Here is a 19,984-nt window from a genome sequence, read left to right as displayed (position 1 = left end):
CGCAGATATTGCGTCAGGGGGGGATGAATCACCGGGTTAGTGCGAATAATTTCCTTCGTGACCTCTTAGCTGGCAGGTTAATGCCAGATTTTTCGTCTATGCTTTTTCCTCAAGTCTCTGAAAAGGGCAATAAAAGGATGAGGAGAGCAGCATGACAATCTCAAAGGTATGGGCGGGATCGCTGGTGTTGTTAGCTGCGGTGAGCTTACCCTTGCAGGCCGCGTCACCCGTAACGGTCGGTTCAAAAATTGATACCGAAGGGGCGCTGCTCGGCAATATTATTTTGCAGGTACTTGAAAGCCACGGCGTGAAAACTGTCAATAAAGTGCAACTGGGTACCACACCAGTGGTGCGTGGGGCAATAACGTCTGGTGAGCTGGATATTTACCCGGAATATACCGGAAATGGTGCCTTCTTCTTTAAAGATGAAAATGATCCGGCCTGGAAAAATGCTCAGGCTGGATTTGAAAAGGTCAAAAAGCTGGATGCAGAACAGAATAAACTGGTCTGGTTAACACCAGCGCCTGCTAACAATACCTGGACCATCGCGGTACGTCAGGACGTTGCTGAAAAGAACAAACTCGTTTCACTGGCCGATCTGGGGCGCTACCTGAAAGAGGGCGGAACATTCAAACTGGCTGCCTCCGCGGAATTTATTGAACGGACTGACGCACTTCCCGCCTTTGAAAAAGCGTATGACTTCAAGCTTAATCAGAACCAGCTTTTATCGCTGGCTGGGGGAGATACGGCGGTGACAATTAAAGCCGCTGCGCAGCAGACATCGGGCGTTAATGCAGCAATGGCCTATGGAACCGATGGTCCCGTAGCCGCACTGGGATTACAAACTTTAAGTGATCCGCAAGGTGTTCAGCCAATTTATGCTCCTGCGCCGGTCGTGCGTGAATCGGTATTGAAGACTTATCCGCAAATAGAGGAATGGCTGCGACCGGTATTTGCCAGCCTGGATGAAAAAACGCTGCAACAACTTAATGCCAGTATCGCCGTTGAAGGGCTGGATGCGAAAAAAGTTGCAGCAGACTACCTGAAGCAAAAAGGATGGGTGAAGTAACGGATTTTGCAGCAGGTGAGTGTCGTGTCAAAGATATCAGTCAACCGGGTGCTGTTGCTGCTGGTTCTTCTTATGATGGCTGCCGCGGCGCTTCCTTTCATCAGCTATGCCCCTAATCGCCTGGTCTCCGGCGAAGGTCGCCAGCTCTGGGATATCTGGCCCGCAAGTGCGTGGGGGCTGGTGGTTCTATTTTTACTGCTGCTTTTTTTGTGCTTGCAACCCGGTAAGTCCGGCAGCGTATTCACGCTTGTCGTCATGCAACTGCTGGTGATTGCTGCACTCATGACCGCCGGGAAAATAGCAACCTGGCTTGCTCAGACGGGAAGCCCGCTGGCCAGAACCAGCCTCGGTAGTGGGTTCTGGCTTGGACTGGGGTTAATGCTGCTGGCATGCAGTGACGCCATTCGCCGTATCACATCTCAGCCACTCTGGCGTTGGATTCTGCATACACAAATTGCTGTTGTACCGCTGGCGCTGCTGTTCTTCGGCACATTCAACGATCTTTCTCTGCTCAAAGAGTATACCAATCGCCAGGACGTCTTCGATGATGCACTGGCGCAGCATCTGACTATCCTGGTTGGAACCGTTGTTCCTGCGCTGTTGATTGGCGTGCCGCTGGGGATTTGGTGCGCTTTATCTGCATCGCGGCAGGGGCCGGTATTTGCCGTACTGAACATCATTCAAACCATTCCTTCTGTGGCGTTGTTCGGCCTGCTGATCGCACCGCTCGCCGGTCTGGTTAATCATTTTCCCTGGCTAGGCAGGCTTGGGATTGCGGGAACCGGTCTGACACCGGCGCTCATTGCTCTGGTGTTGTACGCATTATTACCGCTGGTGCGCGGTGTCGTGGCAGGACTGAACCAGGTTCCTCGTGATGTACTGGAAAGCGCCAGGGCAATGGGGATGAGTTCGCGTCAACGTTTTAGCGCGGTACAGCTCCCGCTGGCGCTGCCCGTTTTCTTGCGCAGTTTGCGCGTGGTGATGGTGCAGACGGTGGGGATGGCCGTCATTGCCGCACTGATTGGCGCGGGGGGATTTGGCGCGCTGGTTTTTCAGGGACTACTCAGTAGCGCTGTAGATTTGGTGCTGTTGGGCGTGATTCCGGTAGTTGTGCTGGCGGTGTTGATTGATGCGTTGTTTGATTTAGGCTTAGCTCTGCTGAAGGTGACAAACGATGATTGAATTTAGCCATGTCAGTAAAACCTATGGTCAACAAACGGCGGTCAACGATCTTAACCTGCATTTTCGCGAAGGCAGCTTTTCAGTATTAATTGGCACGTCAGGTTCGGGGAAATCCACCACGTTGAAAATGATAAATCGACTGGTGGAACATGACAGCGGTCAGATCCGCTTTGCTGGGGAGGAGATCCGCAGTCTGCCGGTGCTGGAGTTAAGACGGCGTATGGGGTACGCCATTCAATCTATCGGATTGTTTCCACACTGGACTGTCGCGCAGAATATTGCCACCGTACCACAACTGCAAAAATGGTCGCGTTCGCGTATTGATGAACGAACAGAAGAACTGATGGCTTTACTGGGACTGGAAGCAGAGTTGCGTCACCGATATCCGCATCAGCTTTCCGGTGGGCAGCAGCAGCGGGTGGGGGTGGCACGTGCTCTGGCAGCGGATCCTCAGGTTCTTTTGATGGATGAGCCTTTTGGCGCGCTGGATCCGGTGACGCGCGGTGCCTTGCAGCAAGAGATGACCCGTATTCATCGCTTGCTTGGTCGCACTATTGTGCTGGTGACACACGATATCGACGAGGCATTGAAGCTGGCGGAACATCTGGTATTGATGGATGCGGGGGAGGTCGTGCAGCAAGGAACACCGCTTTCGATGTTGACCGCTCCGGCTAATGATTTCGTTCAAACATTTTTTGGTCGCAGCGAACTTGGCGTGCGGCTCCTGTCGCTGCGAACTGTGGGCGATTTTATGCGACATGATACGCAACTGTGCGGGGAACCACTGGTCGATGAGATGACGTTACGTGATGCGCTCTCCGTTTTCGTGGCTCGCGGTTGTGAAGTCTTACCGGTGGTTAATTCACAGGGCGTTGCCTGCGGTACGCTTCATTTTCACGATTTGCTTACGGAGATACCGTACCGTGAAACGTCTGTCTGACCCGCTGCTCTGGCTTATTGCGCTTTTTCTGTTCCTGCTGGCAGGCTTACCGCACAGCCAGGCACTGTTTGGCGCGCTGTTTCCACAGTTACCTCGTCCTGTTTATCAGCAGGAAAGTTTTATGGCACTGGCGCTGGCCCATTTTGCGCTGGTGGGGAGCTCCAGCCTGGTTGCCGTGATCATCGGTACAGGTGCGGGGATAGCGGTAACCCGTTCATGGGGGACTGAGTTTCGCCCCCTGGTGGAAACAATCGCCGCCGTGGGGCAAACTTTTCCACCGGTAGCTGTACTGGCGATCGCCGTACCCGTAATGGGTTTTGGTCCGGAGCCTGCCATTATTGCGCTGACCTTGTATGGCGTGCTCCCAGTTTTACAGGCAACGCTGGCGGGGTTGGGGGGAATTTCTGGCAGCGTGATGGATATCGCCCGCGGAATGGGGATGAGCGATGGGCAGAGACTGCGTAAAGTGGAGCTTCCGCTGGCGGCTCCGGTCATTCTGGCGGGAATTCGCACGTCGGTGATTATTAACATTGGCACCGCGACAATTGCTTCGACCGTTGGGGCAAACACGCTGGGAACGCCGATTATCATCGGACTAAGCGGATTCAATACTGCTTATGTAATTCAGGGAGCGCTGTTGGTCGCGTTGGCCGCAGTCATTGTCGATCGCGGGTTTGAGCGCTTATCGCACTACCTTACCCGGCACGTAAAATAAAGGTATAGCCTGCCAGCATTACACCGCCGATACCGCCGATGGCCATCAGCAGGAAGAGGGTTATTACACCGATTTTAGCTGCGCTCATTATGCACTCCTTATGTTGATTAAAGGATTGTACACGTTTGTTAATAGAATATTAAATGCCAAGTGGATAAATATCGTGGCCCAGCGCCCGCCATTCATCCAGTTGCTGTTGCTGCGCGGGGGTTTGACTTTCTCCACACCAGATGAGTAAAGTCCGACCTTCAAACAGTTCCGGTCGTAGCTGGTTTAGCGAATGTGCCAGCACATCAACCCGCCATCCCTGCTGACTGGCAACCCAACCCTCCAGCCATAATCGGGTGGTATCGTGAATATTCCAGCCGACGACCAGTGCATCTTTCCCCTGTTTTTTACGCGCCGACGCAAGGCAAATAGCAATGTAGTTGATGAGGACGCCATCAAGGATACCCAGTAACGCCTGGAGTACAGGCTGCTGACATTGCAGACGCCGCCGCAGAGGAATGAATAAATGTGTGTTAAGTGTCTGCGCGGGATAATCCTGACCACGCTCCTTTATCCATACTCTGAGGCTATGCAAATTATTACTTTGCAAATAGCTCAATAAGGTTTCTTGTTGTTCACGCCAGCCGTTATGCACATCAATATTTTCATTACTGAGCAACATTTTTACTTTGCTGACCTGTACCCCATTATTTATCCAGCGTTTGATTTCGCGGATCCGGTCGATGTCAGCATCGTTAAACAGGCGATGACCGCCATCTGTCCGTTGCGGTTTTAGTAATCCATAACGTCTCTGCCATGCGCGTAAAGTGACAGGATTGATATCACAAAGCAAAGCCACTTCACCTATTGTGTAAAGCGCCATCGTTGTCTCACTCATGCTCGCGAGGTCCCAGTTTTACTTTAGACGCTCTTTTGCGAACCAGGTAGTTTTGATTGTTTTTTGATCACAATGTGGGTGATATTGTGTCCGGACGGGCGCTTTTGAGTGATCGTTCTCACAAATTCTTTTTTTTTTGCAACAGTTCAAAGAAAGTTAAGCGTAGCCCATGTATGTTACGCCCTTTTAAGTGAAGTGTGGTTGGCGGGTATGTACGAGTTTAATCTGGTGTTGCTGCTGCTTCAGCAGATGTGTGTGTTTCTCGTTATCGCGTGGCTGATGAGCAAAACACGCCTGTTTATCCCGCTGATGCAGGTCACCATCCGGCTGCCTCACAAACTCCTCTGTTATGTTACCTTCTCCATCTTCTGCATTATGGGCACCTACTTTGGTCTGCATATTGAAGACTCAATTGCGAATACCCGAGCTATCGGTGCGGTGATGGGCGGCTTATTGGGTGGCCCGGTTGTCGGAGGTTTAGTTGGGCTGACCGGTGGCCTTCATCGTTACTCGATGGGCGGAATGACGGCCCTCAGCTGTATGATTTCGACCATCGTGGAAGGCCTGCTCGGAGGGCTGGTACACAGTGTGCTTACCCGCCGCGGTCGCACTGATAAAGTATTTAGCCCGCTGACGGCAGGTGCGATTACCTTTGTTGCTGAACTGGTACAGATGCTGATCATTTTATTGATTGCGCGTCCTTTTGAAAATGCGTTGCACCTTGTCAGTAACATTGCCGCACCGATGATGGTCACCAATACTGTGGGTGCGGCGTTGTTTATGCGTATTTTGCTCGATAAGCGAGCCATGTTTGAAAAATACACTTCAGCGTTTTCTGCTACTGCGCTAAAAGTTGCCGCCTCGACGGAAGGTATTTTGCGTCAGGGATTCAACGAGGTTAACAGCATGAAGGTCGCCCAGGTGTTGTACGAAGAGCTGGATATCGGCGCAGTGGCGATTACCGATCGCGAAAAGCTCCTGGCGTTTACCGGCATTGGCGACGATCATCACCTGCCAGGCCGGCCCATTTCATCCTCGTATACGCAACGGGCGATTGATACCGGAGAGGTGGTTTATGCCGATGGTAACGAAGTGCCGTACCGCTGCTCGCTGCATCCGCAATGCAAATTAGGCTCTACGCTGGTGATCCCGCTACGTGGTGAAAATCAGCGGGTGATGGGGACCATTAAACTGTATGAAGCCAAAAATCGTCTTTTTAGCTCAATTAACCGCACGCTGGGAGAAGGGATCGCCCAACTGCTGTCGGCGCAGATTCTGGCCGGCCAGTACGAGCGTCAAAAAGCGATGCTCACGCAGTCAGAAATTAAGCTCTTGCATGCTCAGGTAAATCCACATTTTCTGTTTAATGCGCTCAATACCATTAAAGCCGTGATTCGACGCGACAGCGAACAGGCCAGCCAACTGGTGCAGTATCTCTCGACCTTCTTTCGCAAAAACTTAAAACGGCCATCAGAGATTGTGACGTTGGCCGATGAAATTGAGCACGTTAATGCTTATCTACAAATTGAAAAGGCGCGATTCCAGTCACGCTTGCAGGTGACCCTAACGGTTCCGGAAGAGCTTTCTCACCAGCAATTACCGGCTTTTACCTTGCAGCCGATAGTGGAGAATGCCATTAAGCACGGTACTTCACAGCTACTTGATACCGGTGAGGTGTCGATTACTGCCCGACGAGAAGGGCAGTATCTGATGCTGGATATCGAAGATAATGCCGGATTGTATCAGCCCACAACAGAGGCCAGCGGACTGGGTATGAATCTGGTAGATAAACGACTGCGGGAGCGGTTTGGTGATGATTTTGGCATCAGCGTAGCCTGCGAACCCGACCATTTTACCCGAATCACTTTACGACTTCCTCTGGAGGAACTGGCATGATCAAGGTGTTGATTGTGGATGATGAACCGTTAGCGCGGGAGAATCTGCGGATCCTGTTGCAGGAGCAAAGTGACATTGAGATTGTGGGGGAGTGTTCGAACGCGGTTGAGGCCATCGGTGCAGTACATAAATTGCGCCCGGATGTATTGTTCCTCGATATTCAGATGCCGCGGATTAGTGGCCTGGAAATGGTCGGTATGCTTGATCCGGAGCATCGTCCGTATATCGTTTTTCTGACCGCTTTCGATGAATATGCGGTTAAAGCTTTTGAAGAACACGCCTTTGATTATTTGCTCAAGCCGATAGAGGAAACGCGGCTGGAGAAAACGCTGATCCGTTTACGTCAGGAACGTACCAAGCAGGATGTGTCGCTGCTGCCGGAAAACCAGCAGATGCTTAAGTTTATTCCGTGTACTGGCCATAGCCGTATCTATCTGCTGCAAATGGATGATGTGGCGTTTATCAGCAGTCGTATGAGCGGTGTCTATGTCACCAGCAGCGATGGTAAAGAAGGCTTTACTGAACTTACATTGAGAACACTGGAAAGCCGTACTCCGCTGTTGCGCTGCCATCGACAATACCTGGTTAACATGGCGCAATTACAGGAGATCCGCCTGGAAGATAACGGCCAGGCAGAATTGATTTTACGCAACGGACTGACGGTCCCGGTAAGTCGTCGTTATCTTAAAAGTCTAAAAGAGGCGATTGGACTGTAAAACTGATACACTGCGCGCCATTGCATCACCGACAGTTGAAGACTCTATGCTAAGTAACGACATTCTTCGTAGCCTGCGCTACACCCTGAAAGCGAATAATAATGACATGGTGCGTATTCTTGCGCTCGCCGACATGGAATCCACCTCCGCAGGTTTCGACACCTGGATGACGAAAGAAGATGAAGAGGGTTTTGTTCGCTGCCCTGATATCATCCTCTCCGGTTTTTTAAACGGCCTTATCTACCATAAGCGCGGTAAAGATGATTCTGCGCCTGAACTGGCACTTGAGCGCCGCGTTAATAACAACACGGTGTTGAAAAAACTGCGTATCGCCTTTTCACTGAAAACCGATGACATTCTGGCCATTATGACCCAGCAGAAGTTTCGCGTGTCGATGCCGGAGATCACCGCGATGATGCGCGCGCCGGACCACAAAAACTATCGTGAGTGTGGGGATCAGTTCCTGCGTTATTTCCTGCGTGGTTTGGTGATTCGCGAACACGCAAAGAAAGCGTAGCGCGTATTTATCTGTACTGAACCGCGATATAAAAAACGCTGCCGAAGCAGCGTTTTTTTATGCGGATTATTTCACCTGCTGACCAGGTTTTGCACCTTCGTCAGGACTTAACAGGAAGATATCTTTCCCGCCAGGGCCTGCGGCCATTACCATCCCTTCCGAAATACCGAAGCGCATTTTACGCGGCGCCAGGTTAGCAACCATCACGGTCAGACGACCAATCAGCACCTGTGGCTCCGGATAAGCAGAACGAATACCAGAGAAGACATTACGTTTTTCACCGCCCAGGTCCAGCGACAGGCGCAGCAGCTTGTCGGAACCTTCAACGAACTCAGCGTTTTCAATCAGCGCTACGCGCAGGTCAACTTTGGCAAAATCGTCAAAGGTGATGGTTTCCTGAATCGGGTCATCCGCCAGCGGACCGGTAACCGGTGCAACTGCGGCTTTCACCTCTTCTTTGGACGCCTCAACCAGCGCTTCAACTTGTTTCATGTCGATGCGGTTGTAGAGCGCCTTAAAGGTGTTGACCTTGTGGCCGAGCAGAGGCTGCTGAATGGCATCCCAGCTCAGCTCTGTGTTCAGGAACGCTTCGACACGCTCGCTCAGCGTTGGCAGAACCGGTTTCAGGTACGTCATCAGTACACGGAACAGGTTGATCCCCATAGAGCAAATCGCCTGCAGGTCGGCGTCACGGCCTTCCTGTTTCGCGACAACCCACGGAGCCTGTTCGTCGACGTAGCGGTTTGCTACGTCTGCCAGCGCCATGATTTCACGAATGGCTTTACCAAATTCACGGCTGTCCCATGCTTCACCAATAACTGCTGCGGCGTCGGTAAAGGTTTTGTACAGAGCCGGATCGGCCAGTTCTGCCGCCAGTACGCCATCAAAACGCTTACTGATAAAACCTGCGTTACGAGAAGCCAGGTTCACCACTTTATTGACGATATCGGCATTAACACGCTGAACAAAGTCTTCCAGGTTCAGGTCGATGTCATCAATACGCGAAGAGAGCTTCGCTGTGTAGTAGTAGCGCAGGCTGTCGGCATCAAAATGCTTCAGCCAGGTGCTGGCCTTAATGAACGTACCACGAGACTTGGACATCTTCGCACCGTTTACCGTGACATAACCGTGTACGAACAGGTTGGTCGGCTTACGGAAGTTGCTGCCTTCCAGCATGGCAGGCCAGAACAGGCTGTGGAAATAGACGATATCTTTACCGATGAAATGATACAGCTCGGCGTCGGAATCTTTCTTCCAGTATTCGTCAAAGCTGGTGGTATCGCCGCGCTTGTCGCACAGGTTCTTGAAGGAGCCCATGTAGCCAATCGGCGCGTCCAGCCAGACGTAGAAATATTTGCCTGGAGCGTTCGGTATTTCAAAACCAAAGTACGGCGAGTCGCGGGAGATATCCCACTGCTGCAGGCCGGATTCAAACCATTCCTGCATTTTATTTGCCACTTGTTCCTGCAGCGCGCCGCTGCGCGTCCATGCCTGCAGCATTTCGCTGAACGACGGCAGGTCGAAGAAGAAGTGTTCGGAGTCACGCATTACCGGCGTCGCGCCGGAAACGACGGATTTCGGTTCGATAAGTTCGGTTGGGCTGTAGGTCGCGCCACATACTTCACAGTTATCGCCGTACTGATCCGCAGCCTTACATTTCGGGCAGGTGCCTTTTACAAAACGGTCCGGCAGGAACATACCTTTTTCCGGATCGTAAAGCTGGGAGATGGTACGGTTCTTAATAAAACCGTTTTCCTTCAGGCGTGTGTAAATCAGCTCGGACAACTCGCGGTTCTCTTCGCTATGCGTTGAGTGGTAGTTGTCGTAGCTGATGTCAAAACCTGCAAAATCAGTCTGATGCTCCTGACTCATTTCACCGATCATCTGCTCAGGTGTGATACCAAGTTGCTGTGCTTTCAGCATGATTGGCGTACCGTGTGCGTCGTCCGCGCAGATGAAGTTAACCTGGTGGCCGCGCATTCGCTGGTAACGGACCCAGACATCAGCCTGGATGTGCTCCAGCATATGGCCGAGGTGGATAGAGCCGTTGGCGTACGGCAGCGCGCACGTTACCAGAATTTTCTTCGCGACTTGAGTCATAGTGGGCAATTACTTCTTTTGTAGTGAAAAGGGCTTTGATAGTACCAAAATGGTAATTACTGCGCCAAGCGATAAGGACATTTATCCACAAATGAATAATTGCGACGGTTGGAGTAAACTACCCGATGACAATCGTATTTTCAGAACAACAAAAAGGAGTCGGGATGAACCCACAATCCCAGGCCAAATCACCAGAAACCCTGCGCGCCATGGTCGCCGGGACGCTGGCGAATTTTCAGCATTCAACCCTGAAGCATAATCTGACGACGCTTAAAGCGTTGCATCATGTCGCCTGGATGGATGACACGTTGCACGTAGAGCTGGTCATGCCATTCGTCTGGCACAGTGCGTTTGAGGTATTAAAAGAGCAGTGCAGTGCCGATTTACTGCGTATCACTGGTGCGAAAGCGGTTGACTGGAAGCTGTCGCATAACATTGCGACGCTGAAGCGCGTGAAAAACCAGCCGGGTATTAATGGTGTGAAGAACATCATCGCCGTTAGTTCAGGTAAAGGTGGGGTAGGTAAATCATCTACTGCCGTTAACCTTGCACTGGCGCTCGCGGCAGAAGGGGCGAAAGTCGGTATTCTTGATGCCGATATTTATGGTCCCTCTATTCCGACCATGCTCGGTGCAGAAAATCAGCGTCCGACCTCGCCAGATGGCACTCATATGGCGCCGATTATGTCTCATGGCCTGGCAACCAACTCCATTGGTTATCTGGTAACGGACGACAACGCGATGGTGTGGCGAGGCCCAATGGCCAGCAAGGCGCTGCTGCAGATGCTGCAGGAGACCTTATGGCCGGATCTTGATTATCTGGTACTGGATATGCCGCCGGGTACTGGTGACATTCAGTTGACGCTGGCGCAGAACATTCCGGTGACAGGGGCAGTTGTTGTGACTACGCCGCAGGATATCGCGCTAATCGATGCTAAAAAAGGCATCGTCATGTTTGAAAAAGTGGAAGTGCCGGTATTAGGCATTGTTGAGAACATGAGTATGCATATCTGCAGTAACTGTGGCCATCACGAGCCGATTTTTGGCACTGGTGGTGCGCAGAAACTGGCAGAACAGTACCATACCCAACTACTGGGACAAATGCCGCTGCATATTACCCTGCGCGAAGATCTCGATCGTGGCACGCCGACGGTTATCAGCCGCCCTGACAGCGAATTCACGGCGATTTACCGCGACCTGGCGGGACGTGTGGCAGCACAGCTTTACTGGCAGGGAGAAGTGATCCCGGGTGAGATTGCTTTCCGCGCCGTGTAATTTACGCTGCACATATTCACCGCATTAATAAATTATTGATGCGGTGAATATTTTAAATAAATAGTCGCGATTTATTGTTTACCCTGAGTTAATAAACCTCAATTTTATCCAAAAATAAATCTGTAACCCATCATTTAAATTGATCAAATCTATTCCCTTAATCTACAATTTCTATTGGTCGGGGCGGATACTTTCGCTCACAGGACACTGAACAAACTGTGTTTATGCCGTTTTACGTTAACTACAGGAATAACGTTAAAAATGAAAAACCGTTTGCTGATGGGGATAATAGTTCTGGGTTATGGAATAGGCTCACCTGCCTTTGCTTCTGATACTGCGACATTAACCATTAGCGGAACGGTCACCGCTCCCACCTGCAGTACCGATGTTGTGGAAAATCAACTCCAACAGCGATGTGGTAATACCACCCACCTTTCCAGTACATCCGATGTGGTTTCAGCGCCAGCCAGAGGCGTGATGACCGAAGTCGTTGCCGTCCAGGGTGATGCAACGCGACAGATTGTGCTAAATCGTTATGACTAATATCTATTTTATTCAGCACATATTATTTCAATGAATAATGTGTGTATTTTTTATTTGCTTAATGGATAATTACGAACAGTTAATTGCATCGATTTATTAATTCTTAATATATTGTTAAATGAAATTTATTTGTTGCAATTATATTGCTGGATTTCATTTGTTTTAAATCAATAAAACAATGCGTTTACATTGCGTTAACGATCTTCCTATGAGAATTTAATTCCCGGAGTTAACAGCTCTTACAAATAGAAATTAATTCATTAAGGAAGATACTATGAAACGTTCAGTTATTTCTGCTGCTGTGCTGACTGCTGTATTTATGAGCGCTGGGGCTTTTGCTGTTGATTCTGACCAGGGCGAGTTGGTTATTACCGGTAAGGTAACAGGAACGACATGTAAATTTGTGGGAGATACTACTGCGACAATCGGCATGAACCAGATTGGTGCTGACCGGTTGAATGCTCTGACTCCGGGGGGAGTTTATGATGGATATTCTAATCAGACAACAACACCTCTGACAGTTGAATGTACGGGTACTGAAGCGCCAAGAATTACTTTCTCCAGTTCTCAATTCGACAGCGCAAATAAGTACATTACACGGAATACGGCATCGAGTAATGGTGCTGGTTTTGCAGTTTACTATGGTAATGATTTTACTCAACAGGTTAACCCTGGTACGGGTATTAATTTAACCAAGACAAGTGATAACAAATATATTCTGAACTTTAAAGCCCGTTATGCGAAAGCTGGCAATGCTGTTACTGCTGGTGATGTTGCTTCTTCACTGACAATGACCGTTGTTACTGATTAATTGATTAATATCCTTTTTGTCGGCGGCTATGGCCGCCGGTTATTTCTGTAGCAAGGATAATTATAATGAAAAAAATACTAGTCTTATTGTTGCTTGGCACAGTATTGCCAGCGTGGGGGGGCATCTATATTTACGGCACCCGTGTTATTTATCCGGCGCAAAAAAAAGAGATTATTGTACAGTTAATGAATGAAGGTAATCGCAGCGCACTTGTCCAGTCGTGGATTGACGATGGTGATACCAGTCTGCCACCAGAGAAAATTCAGGTGCCGTTTGTGATGACTCCGCCGGTAGTTCGTGTCAGTGGCGGTTCCGGTCAGCAACTGAAAATTAAACAACTGGCAAATACTCTACCGAAAGATCGAGAAAGCTTATTTTTCCTTAATGTATTAGATATTCCTCCTAATTCATCAGGCTCCGAAAATAAGAATATAATTAAATTTGCTATGCAAAATCGTATTAAATTTATTTACCGTCCACAAAGTGTTGCTGGTGTAACTAAAGATAGTTTTGCCCATCTGAAGATCAGGTATATCGGTGGTGGTTTAAATATAAAAAATGATTCGGCTAACTGGATAACTATTCCAGAGTTAATGGGAAATAAAAAAATCAATACAGAAACGTTGATGCTGGCGCCATGGTCGGATAAAACGCTGAATACCACCACTATTGTTAATTATTACAAAGTTACTCTTATTGATGATCACGGCAATTACTTGAGTGAAAATATAAAAGTCGATAAATAGCTCAAGGACTGGCTATGTCAAAGATAAATTCTATTACACTGGCCATTTTGTCAGTGCTAACGAATCCAGCCGTATGGGCTGAAGAGGAATCGTTTGATACTCATTTTATGATCGGTGGTTTAAATGGTGAGAAAATTTCTCACTATCAGATTGATGGCGATAAGCCGATGCCCGGCATGTATGAAATGGATGTCTATCTAAATAAGCAGTGGCGCGGGCATTACGATATCAATATTAAAGCTGACCCGGAGATGACATGCTTATCATGGGAGCAGTTGCAGCAAATTGGTATTCGTACTGAAGGTATTAAAGCTGATAAAAATGAAGATTGCGTACCGCTACGTGCGGCAGTACAGGGTGGTAGCATTGGGTATGATATCGGGCAATTTGTACTGAATTTGAACGTGCCTCAGGCATATGTGAATGAATATGAGTCGGGTTATATGCCTCCCGAAACCTGGGAACGAGGGATTAACGCATTTTACACTTCTTATTATGCCAGCCAGTATTACAGTAATTATAAGCATGGTGGCGATGATAAAAGCAGTTATGTGAGTCTGAACAGCGGATTGAACGTACTGGACTGGCAACTGCATTCGAATGCTAACTATACGAAAGGCAACGAGGGCAGAGGTGAGTGGAAAAGTAATACCTTATATGTGGAACGTGGTATTCCGTCGATCCTTAGCACGTTGCGCGCTGGAGACATGTATACCAGTTCGGATATTTTTGACGCTGTACGGTTTCGCGGCGTACGTATCTGGCGTGATATGCAAATGTTGCCAAACTCGAAACAGCGCTTTACACCGGTGGTTCGTGGCATAGCGCAGAGCAACGCGCTGGTGTCTATTGAACAAAACGGTTTTGTTATTTATCAGAAAGAGGTCTCTCCGGGGCCTTTCGCTATTGATGATTTGCAGCTTGCCGGTGGTGGCGCGGATCTGGATGTTAGTGTGAAAGAGGCCGATGGTTCGATAAGACATTATCTGGTGCCTTATTCATCGGTACCCAATATGTTGCAGGCTGGGGTAGCGAAATATGATTTCGCTGCCGGACGTAGCAATATTGAAGGTGCGAGCAATCAGTCTGATTTTATCCAGGGTAGTTATCAGTATGGATTGAATAATCTGCTAACTGCATATGGTGGTTCAATGTTGTCGGAGAACTACTATTCATTTGTGCTCGGTACTGGATGGAATACGCCGATTGGTGCGATCTCGGTAGATGGAACTCGCTCACACAGTGAACAGGATAACGGCGTTTTTGACGGGCAGAGTTATCAGGTCGCGTGGAACAAATATGTCGCGCAGACCGGAACTCAGTTTGCGCTGGCGGCCTATCGCTACTCTTCGCGGGATTACCGTACTTTCAACGATCATGTGTGGGCGAATAACAAAAATAGTTATGATCGAGACGAAAATGATGCGTATGACATTGCAGACTACTACCAATATGACTTTGGTCGTAAGAATAGCTTTTCCCTCAACATCAACCAGGCATTACCTGATAGCTGGGGATTTCTGGCCGTTAGCGGCCTGTGGCGCGATTACTGGGGCCGTAGCGGAACCGGTAAAGATTATCAGTTGAGCTACTCGAACACTTGGCAACGTATCAGTTATACCTTATCTGCCAGCCAGACGTATGATGAAGAAAACCGTCAGGATAAACGTTTTAACCTGTATATCTCTATTCCATTCTCCTGGGGCGATGGGATTGCCACTCGGCGGCGCGATCTGTTTGTTTCCAATTCAACGACGTTCGATGATGACGGTTATCAGTCGAATAACACCAGCTTAAGTGGGGTAGTGGGTAACCGTGATCAATTCAGCTACGGTGCTAATTTCAGTCATCAGCAGCAGGGAAGTGAGACCGCGGCGAGCGGCAGTTTAGTATGGCGCATGCCAGTGGCGACGCTCGGCGGCAGTTACAGTCAATCGAATCAATATCAACAGGTCAGCGGCAATATTCAGGGAGGGATTGTGGCGTGGTCTGACGGTGTCGCCCTAACTCCCCGACTTTCAGATACTTTCGCCATTATAAAAGCCCCAGGCCTGCAGGGTGCGGCGGTGCAGGGACAGCGTTATTTAACGACGGACAGCAAAGGCTATGCTGTTTATGACAGTCTGACTCCATACCGCGAAAATATGCTGATGCTTGATCTTTCCGACAGCAACAGCGATGTGACATTACTGGGAAATCACAAAGGCACAGTGCCTTATCGTGGCGCGGTTGTGATGGCGGAGTTTGAAACTGACCGGCGTAAATCCTGGAACTTCCGTGCTCAACGGACGGATGGTTCTCCATTATCGTTTGGCTATGAAGTGGAGGATAATACCGGCAATTACGTTGGTTTGGTCGGCCAGGGCAGTCGATTATTTATTCGCACCGACGACATTCCTGCTTCTGTGCGTGTTGCGGTTAATAAACAACAGGGACAATTCTGCACAATTATCTTTGAGAAGATGATTGATGAGAGCAAAGTCTATATTTGCCAGTAAGGATGATAAATATGAAAGAGTATATATGTCTAATATTTTTGCTGTTGTCATCCTTTGGGTTACAGGCGAAGTGTACTTTTGATAATTCAAACGCGGCAACGCCAGTAGTTAATCTGGATATGACCACAGGAGTTGCGGTAGTGAAACTAAATATCAACGCTACTGGTAATATAAAATGCAATGCCAATAGTGATAATTTATATTACGCCACGCCATTGCAGGACTATATTGTTGCTTTTCAGGGTAGTAGTGGTAATAGAGTTTTAATTAAGATTAACTTAACCGGAGATGGTTTTCCTGTAAGCATAGGAAATAGAACGGTTAGTGCCGGAGAAATACTGAATGATAAAGTTTTTACAGTGACGGCATCTTATGTAAATTCAGGAACTGCAAAGCAGACGGTATCTGGCAATGCATTTAATCTGAGCGATCCCTCTGTGAGCATTACCTCAGAAAACACCTGTACATCCAACTGGTTAAGTTATCTCTATTGTTGGATTACAGGACGATTGTCAAACTCTTCAGCCTTTACTCAGAATATTAATTTTACTGTGACACACAAACCTACAACCTGCCGGTTTTCAGAATCTACATACAAAATCCAAATGCCAGAGACCACATTAAATGACATAGTAGGCACGACTAATACCAAATCAGGTACTGCAAATCTGGTATTGAACTGCGATAGTGTGTACAACGTTACTACTAATCCGGTAAGTTTTATCGTTTCACGTGGTGACTGGAACGAGAGTGGTACAATATTGAAAAATACCTTCATTAATGGTGCAAAAGGCGTTGGCTTCCAAATATATAATAGCACTGCGACTACGCCATTAAGACGCGGAGATATATTAATGAACAGGATTGTTAAAATGGCAGCAATCAGTAATCAGTACACGTTTCCGATTATCGCAAAGTACGTGCGAGTCGCAGAGGAACCATTGCAACCAGGTGAAATGCAGAGCAAAGTGATATTTGCTGTATCCTATGATTAATTAATATTATTATGACAGTCTGGTGAACTCACGTACTTTCATTCCGAAAGTACGTGTATGTATTTTATCACCGGTGATAAAAAATCTCGCCGTCATAGGCTTTCATGATCTTCCCGTCGGCATCATTAATCAGTACATATGCGCCACCCATATAGGTCCAGTGTGTGCCTGCGGCTGGTGCTGGCAGGTTGCGCTGATTCCACTGCTTAATGGCGTACTCATCAGTACGGTACAGCTGAGGGACTGTGTCTCCTGGTTTGAAATGGGTAAAGTCGGCAATAAAACCACTTAGCTCATACTTATCAATCCCCTTGGGGGCAGCTGTTGCGGCTGGCGCGGCCCAAACAACGCTGGTCGTGAGTAATAATGCACCCAACAACGTTTTGTTCTTCATACCCATCCTCTCTACTTATTCGGGTCGTCAAAATCAGTCGTGTATCATTCTCATCGTACAGGGCTTCTGACAAGCACTATTTTGTTATGACTCCCAGAATTTCGTAAAAAGTGTAAATAAAAACGTAGAGATACGCCACTCATGATGTAGGTCGGTAAGGCGTTGAATCGGGCTAATCAGGATGAGGGAGAATTCTCCGTAACATTGAGTCCAGCAAACCGCGACCAGTCATAATTTCGGATAACGGAAACCAGTGCCTCAACACCTGAACTCATTCTTTTATTCCGGGGACAAACCAGGGCGTAACGGGCCTGAGGAAGAATTTCCCTGACAGGTAGCTCCCGCAACTGAAATCCTTCGAAAGGGGATGACATTGCTCGCGCCAGTACCGTGATATACCCAGCATGCATCACCAGATTAAAAATAGTGATCACTGAGTCAGTATGTATTACCCGGTCAGTGTTGACGACGTTATGCTCTAACAACTCGGACAACGCCTGGTAGTATCCCATATCTGTCTGGGGCAATACCCAGCGAGCTTGTCGCAGAGCGTTCAATGTTTCACATGCTGCAAGGGGGTGATCTTGCCGGGAAATGAATGCAAACTCTGCACTAAAGAGTGGCCAGACATACAAATTCTGAACTGGCATATCTGATGTCACTGTTCCAATAGCGAAATCAAGTCTGCCTTCCCGCAAATCCGGTAGCAGGGATGAGAGTTGGGCTTCCTTCATTGATATCTGAGCAATCGGATAGCGCCGGGTAAACTGCGTAATAATATCCGGCATTGCGGTAAAACCGATCAGAGATGAAAATCCAAAAGCGAGTTCCATAACCGGTTCATCGAGGATCCTGCGCATATCATTGACGGCCAGCGATAAATCTTTAAGAACCGTTCTGGCATGCGGAAGTAATATTTTGCCAGCATCACTTAATTCAATGCCGGTGTTATTTCTGATTATTAGCTCTGTACCAAAATAGTCTTCAATATCATGAATGGTTTTAGTAACCGAGGGCTGTGTGAGTCCCAACGATCTTGCTGCAGCCCGGATACTCCCACAGCGAACGACTTCCTGAAACACGATAAAATATTGTGTCTTTGGCAGGGCATGCATAAATAAGCTCTCATACAAAGTAATTATACTTATATTCCCATAAAACAAATGCGCAGACTAAGCAAAAATGGCTTTTTTTATTTTGTGATACAGATAACGATTTGCTTTATAGTGTTGATTTTGTTCGTAAAATAATATCTATTTTTTCTTCGTTTTTGACTTAAATCAAAATAACGGAAACAGTGATAACTTTTTTTTATCACTATAGTTTTTCACAGTCTTATGCTCTGGATTATTTGACTTCATGATAAACCCGTACCCCTTAGTTCTCTATCATGGAGTCTGATCATGAGTTCATATGATAAAAGTGAAAATGAACGTTCATTGGTTAAAATAATAATCGCAGTGTTAATTATCGTGGTTGTATCTGAATGGATTGGAGTGACTTCAATACACATCGGTAAAACAACTATTAATTTTTTACCGATGCTCTACGCCGTTATCCTTGGCGTTATAATAACCCCTGATTTGTTGGGCAACTATATAAAACCACTCGGGAAATTTATTTCTCGTAAAGAAATAAGCATCACCGGCAATGTGGTGATGCTGGCATTGCTTCCCCTGGGCGTTAAATATGGCACTCTGGTGGGACCAAACATTAGGGCGGTGATTAATGCGGGGCCTGCTCTTATCCTCCAGGAAATTGGCAACCTTGGTTCAGTGTTAATCGCCATGCCAGTTGCCCTGATGCTAGGGATGCGCCGGGAATCTATTGGTGCTTGCTCAAGTATTTCTCGTGAACCTTCACTGGGCGTTATTGGCGAAAAATATGGTATCGAGAGTCCGGAAGGCACTGGTGTTCTTGGTACTTACCTCGTCGGCTCGGTTATCGGAACAGTCTATTTCGGGATCATTAGTCCATTAGGGCTGCAAATTGGACTGAACCCCTTATCTCTGGCTGTCGCTTGTGGACTGGGCTCCGGAAGTATGATGGCCGCAGCTTCCGCCTCACTTGCCGCCGCCGTACCTGCAATGTCCTCGCAAATTCTGGCATTCGCTGCAACAAGTAACATGCTGGCCGCATTCACGGGTATGTATGCACTGATCTTTCTTGCTCTTCCCCTGAGTAACCTGATGTATCGCGTGTTACCTCATAAAAATACCCAGATCCCAGCGGAGAAATAACCATGACACTTAAAGAACACCTTGCGAGTACCCGCATCATTATTCCGTGCATTGCCCTGGTTCTGGTCGCTCAGTGGGTTGGAAAAGGGATGTCCCCACTGGCTGCAATCCCCGGTGCGTTGATGATGTTGGCCATTATTCTGGTATCACTGCAAATCAAAGCCTGGCTGCCGAGACTGCCGCTTCCTGCATTTGCATGGGCCACACTGATTGCACTCTTACTCAGCATTCCATACTCACCAGTGAGTGAAATATTCATGCGTTACACCAACAGGATTGATTTTCTGGCCACGACTACACCCTTGTTGGCGTTCGCAGGACTGTCTGTTGGAAACAGTCTCGACAAACTGAAATCTCTCAGCTGGCGCATTGTCATCATTTCATTACTGGTCTTTACCACCGCCTTCTTCGGCGCTGCTTTTGTGGCCCAGTTCATCCTGAACATCCAGGGCATTATCTGAT

20 protein-coding genes are annotated in these 19,984 nt (G+C 48.1%); 15 read left to right on the top strand and 5 right to left on the bottom strand.

Annotated elements, in window-relative coordinates; translation table 11 throughout:
* Positions 1-151: 151 nt before the first annotated feature.
* The 4 genes from osmF (at position 152) to OH663_RS10275 (ending at position 3,906) form a co-directional block, all read left to right on the top strand.
* The gene (gene osmF / locus OH663_RS10290; protein ID WP_045444969.1) at positions 152-1,069 is read left to right on the top strand and encodes a glycine betaine ABC transporter substrate-binding protein OsmF; all 918 of its coding nucleotides are present in this window, start codon (positions 152-154) and stop codon (positions 1,067-1,069) included.
* 72 nt (positions 1,070-1,141) lie between these two features.
* Complete coding sequence (locus OH663_RS10285; protein ID WP_200012780.1) at positions 1,142-2,251, top strand: ABC transporter permease; 1,110 nt, start codon at positions 1,142-1,144, stop codon at positions 2,249-2,251.
* On the top strand, positions 2,244-3,191 hold the full coding sequence (locus OH663_RS10280; protein ID WP_200012771.1) for an ABC transporter ATP-binding protein: 948 nt from the start codon (positions 2,244-2,246) through the stop codon (positions 3,189-3,191). The genes OH663_RS10285 and OH663_RS10280 overlap by 8 nt, the downstream gene beginning before the upstream one ends.
* Positions 3,175-3,906, top strand: a complete 732-nt coding sequence (locus tag OH663_RS10275) for an ABC transporter permease (protein WP_200012769.1) — start codon at positions 3,175-3,177, stop codon at positions 3,904-3,906. Before OH663_RS10280 ends, OH663_RS10275 begins: the two co-directional genes overlap by 17 nt.
* Here the strand turns inward: OH663_RS10275 and OH663_RS10270 are convergent.
* Positions 3,887-3,994, bottom strand: a complete 108-nt coding sequence (locus OH663_RS10270) for a protein YohO (RefSeq protein WP_003027354.1) — start codon at positions 3,992-3,994, stop codon at positions 3,887-3,889. The genes OH663_RS10275 and OH663_RS10270 overlap by 20 nt on opposite strands.
* A 51-nt stretch (positions 3,995-4,045) precedes the next feature.
* Complete coding sequence (mlrA, locus tag OH663_RS10265) at positions 4,046-4,777, bottom strand: HTH-type transcriptional regulator MlrA (protein WP_045449701.1); 732 nt, start codon at positions 4,775-4,777, stop codon at positions 4,046-4,048.
* 225 nt (positions 4,778-5,002) lie between these two features.
* Between mlrA and OH663_RS10260 the strand changes: the two genes are divergently transcribed.
* From OH663_RS10260 to OH663_RS10250, 3 genes are read left to right on the top strand one after another with little or no spacing between them, the layout of a single operon-like run.
* On the top strand, positions 5,003-6,688 hold the full coding sequence (locus OH663_RS10260) for a sensor histidine kinase (protein WP_045444957.1): 1,686 nt from the start codon (positions 5,003-5,005) through the stop codon (positions 6,686-6,688).
* Positions 6,685-7,404 (top strand): two-component system response regulator BtsR, encoded by a 720-nt coding sequence (gene btsR / locus OH663_RS10255; RefSeq protein WP_045444954.1) that lies wholly within the window; start codon positions 6,685-6,687, stop codon positions 7,402-7,404. The genes OH663_RS10260 and btsR overlap by 4 nt, the downstream gene beginning before the upstream one ends.
* A 46-nt stretch (positions 7,405-7,450) precedes the next feature.
* Positions 7,451-7,921: a YehS family protein gene (locus OH663_RS10250; RefSeq protein WP_045449699.1), complete on the top strand. Its 471-nt coding sequence runs from the start codon at positions 7,451-7,453 to the stop codon at positions 7,919-7,921.
* A 66-nt stretch (positions 7,922-7,987) separates the two neighbouring features.
* Here OH663_RS10250 and metG read toward each other — a convergent pair whose 3' ends face one another.
* Positions 7,988-10,021, bottom strand: a complete 2,034-nt coding sequence (gene metG / locus OH663_RS10245) for a methionine--tRNA ligase (RefSeq protein WP_045444951.1) — start codon at positions 10,019-10,021, stop codon at positions 7,988-7,990.
* Between the two features lie 164 nt (positions 10,022-10,185).
* Here metG and apbC point away from each other — a divergent pair, with 164 nt between their 5' ends.
* The 6 genes from apbC to OH663_RS10215 all read left to right on the top strand — a co-directional run bounded on the left by apbC (position 10,186) and on the right by OH663_RS10215 (position 16,888).
* A complete protein-coding gene (gene apbC, locus OH663_RS10240; protein WP_200041992.1) occupies positions 10,186-11,295 on the top strand; it encodes an iron-sulfur cluster carrier protein ApbC in 1,110 nt (369 codons plus the stop codon).
* Positions 11,296-11,556: 261 nt separating this feature from the next.
* The gene (locus OH663_RS10235) at positions 11,557-11,838 is read left to right on the top strand and encodes a DUF2574 family protein (RefSeq protein ID WP_045444945.1); all 282 of its coding nucleotides are present in this window, start codon (positions 11,557-11,559) and stop codon (positions 11,836-11,838) included.
* A gap of 274 nt (positions 11,839-12,112) precedes the next feature.
* Positions 12,113-12,649, top strand: a complete 537-nt coding sequence (gene yehD / locus OH663_RS10230) for a fimbrial protein YehD (RefSeq protein ID WP_200041991.1) — start codon at positions 12,113-12,115, stop codon at positions 12,647-12,649.
* Between the two features lie 65 nt (positions 12,650-12,714).
* Positions 12,715-13,395 (top strand): fimbrial assembly chaperone, encoded by a 681-nt coding sequence (locus tag OH663_RS10225; RefSeq protein WP_200012763.1) that lies wholly within the window; start codon positions 12,715-12,717, stop codon positions 13,393-13,395.
* A gap of 14 nt (positions 13,396-13,409) precedes the next feature.
* The gene (locus OH663_RS10220) at positions 13,410-15,893 is read left to right on the top strand and encodes a fimbrial biogenesis outer membrane usher protein (protein ID WP_200012762.1); all 2,484 of its coding nucleotides are present in this window, start codon (positions 13,410-13,412) and stop codon (positions 15,891-15,893) included.
* Positions 15,894-15,904: 11 nt separating this feature from the next.
* Positions 15,905-16,888, top strand: a complete 984-nt coding sequence (locus tag OH663_RS10215) for a fimbrial protein (RefSeq protein ID WP_200012761.1) — start codon at positions 15,905-15,907, stop codon at positions 16,886-16,888.
* 67 nt (positions 16,889-16,955) lie between these two features.
* Here OH663_RS10215 and OH663_RS10210 read toward each other — a convergent pair whose 3' ends face one another.
* A complete protein-coding gene (locus OH663_RS10210; protein WP_200012760.1) occupies positions 16,956-17,288 on the bottom strand; it encodes an RcnB family protein in 333 nt (110 codons plus the stop codon).
* 170 nt (positions 17,289-17,458) lie between these two features.
* Entirely contained in the window at positions 17,459-18,397 is a 939-nt protein-coding gene (gene tdcA / locus OH663_RS10205) for a transcriptional regulator TdcA (protein ID WP_200012754.1), read from the bottom strand.
* Positions 18,398-18,685: 288 nt separating this feature from the next.
* On the opposite strand from tdcA, the gene OH663_RS10200 reads away from it, so the two are divergent.
* Both OH663_RS10200 and OH663_RS10195 read left to right on the top strand, forming a co-directional pair.
* A complete protein-coding gene (locus tag OH663_RS10200; RefSeq protein ID WP_200012753.1) occupies positions 18,686-19,522 on the top strand; it encodes a DUF3100 domain-containing protein in 837 nt (278 codons plus the stop codon).
* Between the two features lie 2 nt (positions 19,523-19,524).
* The gene (locus OH663_RS10195) at positions 19,525-19,983 is read left to right on the top strand and encodes a hypothetical protein (protein WP_045444921.1); all 459 of its coding nucleotides are present in this window, start codon (positions 19,525-19,527) and stop codon (positions 19,981-19,983) included.
* Position 19,984 lies beyond the last annotated feature (1 nt).

The sequence above is a fragment of the Citrobacter sp. Marseille-Q5395 genome, from assembly GCF_947057495.1.
In the GTDB taxonomy this organism is placed as follows: Bacteria; Pseudomonadota; Gammaproteobacteria; order Enterobacterales; family Enterobacteriaceae; genus Citrobacter; species Citrobacter murliniae.
This window is presented reverse-complemented; position numbering and strand designations above follow the sequence as displayed.

Excerpts from the sequence above, each read along its gene's own strand:
- osmF (WP_045444969.1), top strand. The coding sequence starts at position 152 with ATGACAATCTCAAAGGTATGGGCGGGATCGCTGGTGTTGTTAGCTGCG.
- OH663_RS10285 (WP_200012780.1), top strand. The coding sequence starts at position 1,142 with ATGATGGCTGCCGCGGCGCTTCCTTTCATCAGCTATGCCCCTAATCGC.
- OH663_RS10280 (WP_200012771.1), top strand. The coding sequence starts at position 2,244 with ATGATTGAATTTAGCCATGTCAGTAAAACCTATGGTCAACAAACGGCG.
- OH663_RS10270 (WP_003027354.1), bottom strand. The coding sequence starts at position 3,994 with ATGAGCGCAGCTAAAATCGGTGTAATAACCCTCTTCCTGCTGATGGCC.
- mlrA (WP_045449701.1), bottom strand. The coding sequence starts at position 4,777 with ATGGCGCTTTACACAATAGGTGAAGTGGCTTTGCTTTGTGATATCAAT.
- OH663_RS10260 (WP_045444957.1), top strand. The coding sequence starts at position 5,003 with ATGTACGAGTTTAATCTGGTGTTGCTGCTGCTTCAGCAGATGTGTGTG.
- btsR (WP_045444954.1), top strand. The coding sequence starts at position 6,685 with ATGATCAAGGTGTTGATTGTGGATGATGAACCGTTAGCGCGGGAGAAT.
- OH663_RS10250 (WP_045449699.1), top strand. The coding sequence starts at position 7,451 with ATGCTAAGTAACGACATTCTTCGTAGCCTGCGCTACACCCTGAAAGCG.
- metG (WP_045444951.1), bottom strand. The coding sequence starts at position 10,021 with ATGACTCAAGTCGCGAAGAAAATTCTGGTAACGTGCGCGCTGCCGTAC.
- apbC (WP_200041992.1), top strand. The coding sequence starts at position 10,186 with ATGAACCCACAATCCCAGGCCAAATCACCAGAAACCCTGCGCGCCATG.
- OH663_RS10235 (WP_045444945.1), top strand. The coding sequence starts at position 11,557 with ATGAAAAACCGTTTGCTGATGGGGATAATAGTTCTGGGTTATGGAATA.
- yehD (WP_200041991.1), top strand. The coding sequence starts at position 12,113 with ATGAAACGTTCAGTTATTTCTGCTGCTGTGCTGACTGCTGTATTTATG.
- OH663_RS10225 (WP_200012763.1), top strand. The coding sequence starts at position 12,715 with ATGAAAAAAATACTAGTCTTATTGTTGCTTGGCACAGTATTGCCAGCG.
- OH663_RS10220 (WP_200012762.1), top strand. The coding sequence starts at position 13,410 with ATGTCAAAGATAAATTCTATTACACTGGCCATTTTGTCAGTGCTAACG.
- OH663_RS10215 (WP_200012761.1), top strand. The coding sequence starts at position 15,905 with ATGAAAGAGTATATATGTCTAATATTTTTGCTGTTGTCATCCTTTGGG.
- OH663_RS10210 (WP_200012760.1), bottom strand. The coding sequence starts at position 17,288 with ATGGGTATGAAGAACAAAACGTTGTTGGGTGCATTATTACTCACGACC.
- tdcA (WP_200012754.1), bottom strand. The coding sequence starts at position 18,397 with ATGCATGCCCTGCCAAAGACACAATATTTTATCGTGTTTCAGGAAGTC.
- OH663_RS10200 (WP_200012753.1), top strand. The coding sequence starts at position 18,686 with ATGAGTTCATATGATAAAAGTGAAAATGAACGTTCATTGGTTAAAATA.
- OH663_RS10195 (WP_045444921.1), top strand. The coding sequence starts at position 19,525 with ATGACACTTAAAGAACACCTTGCGAGTACCCGCATCATTATTCCGTGC.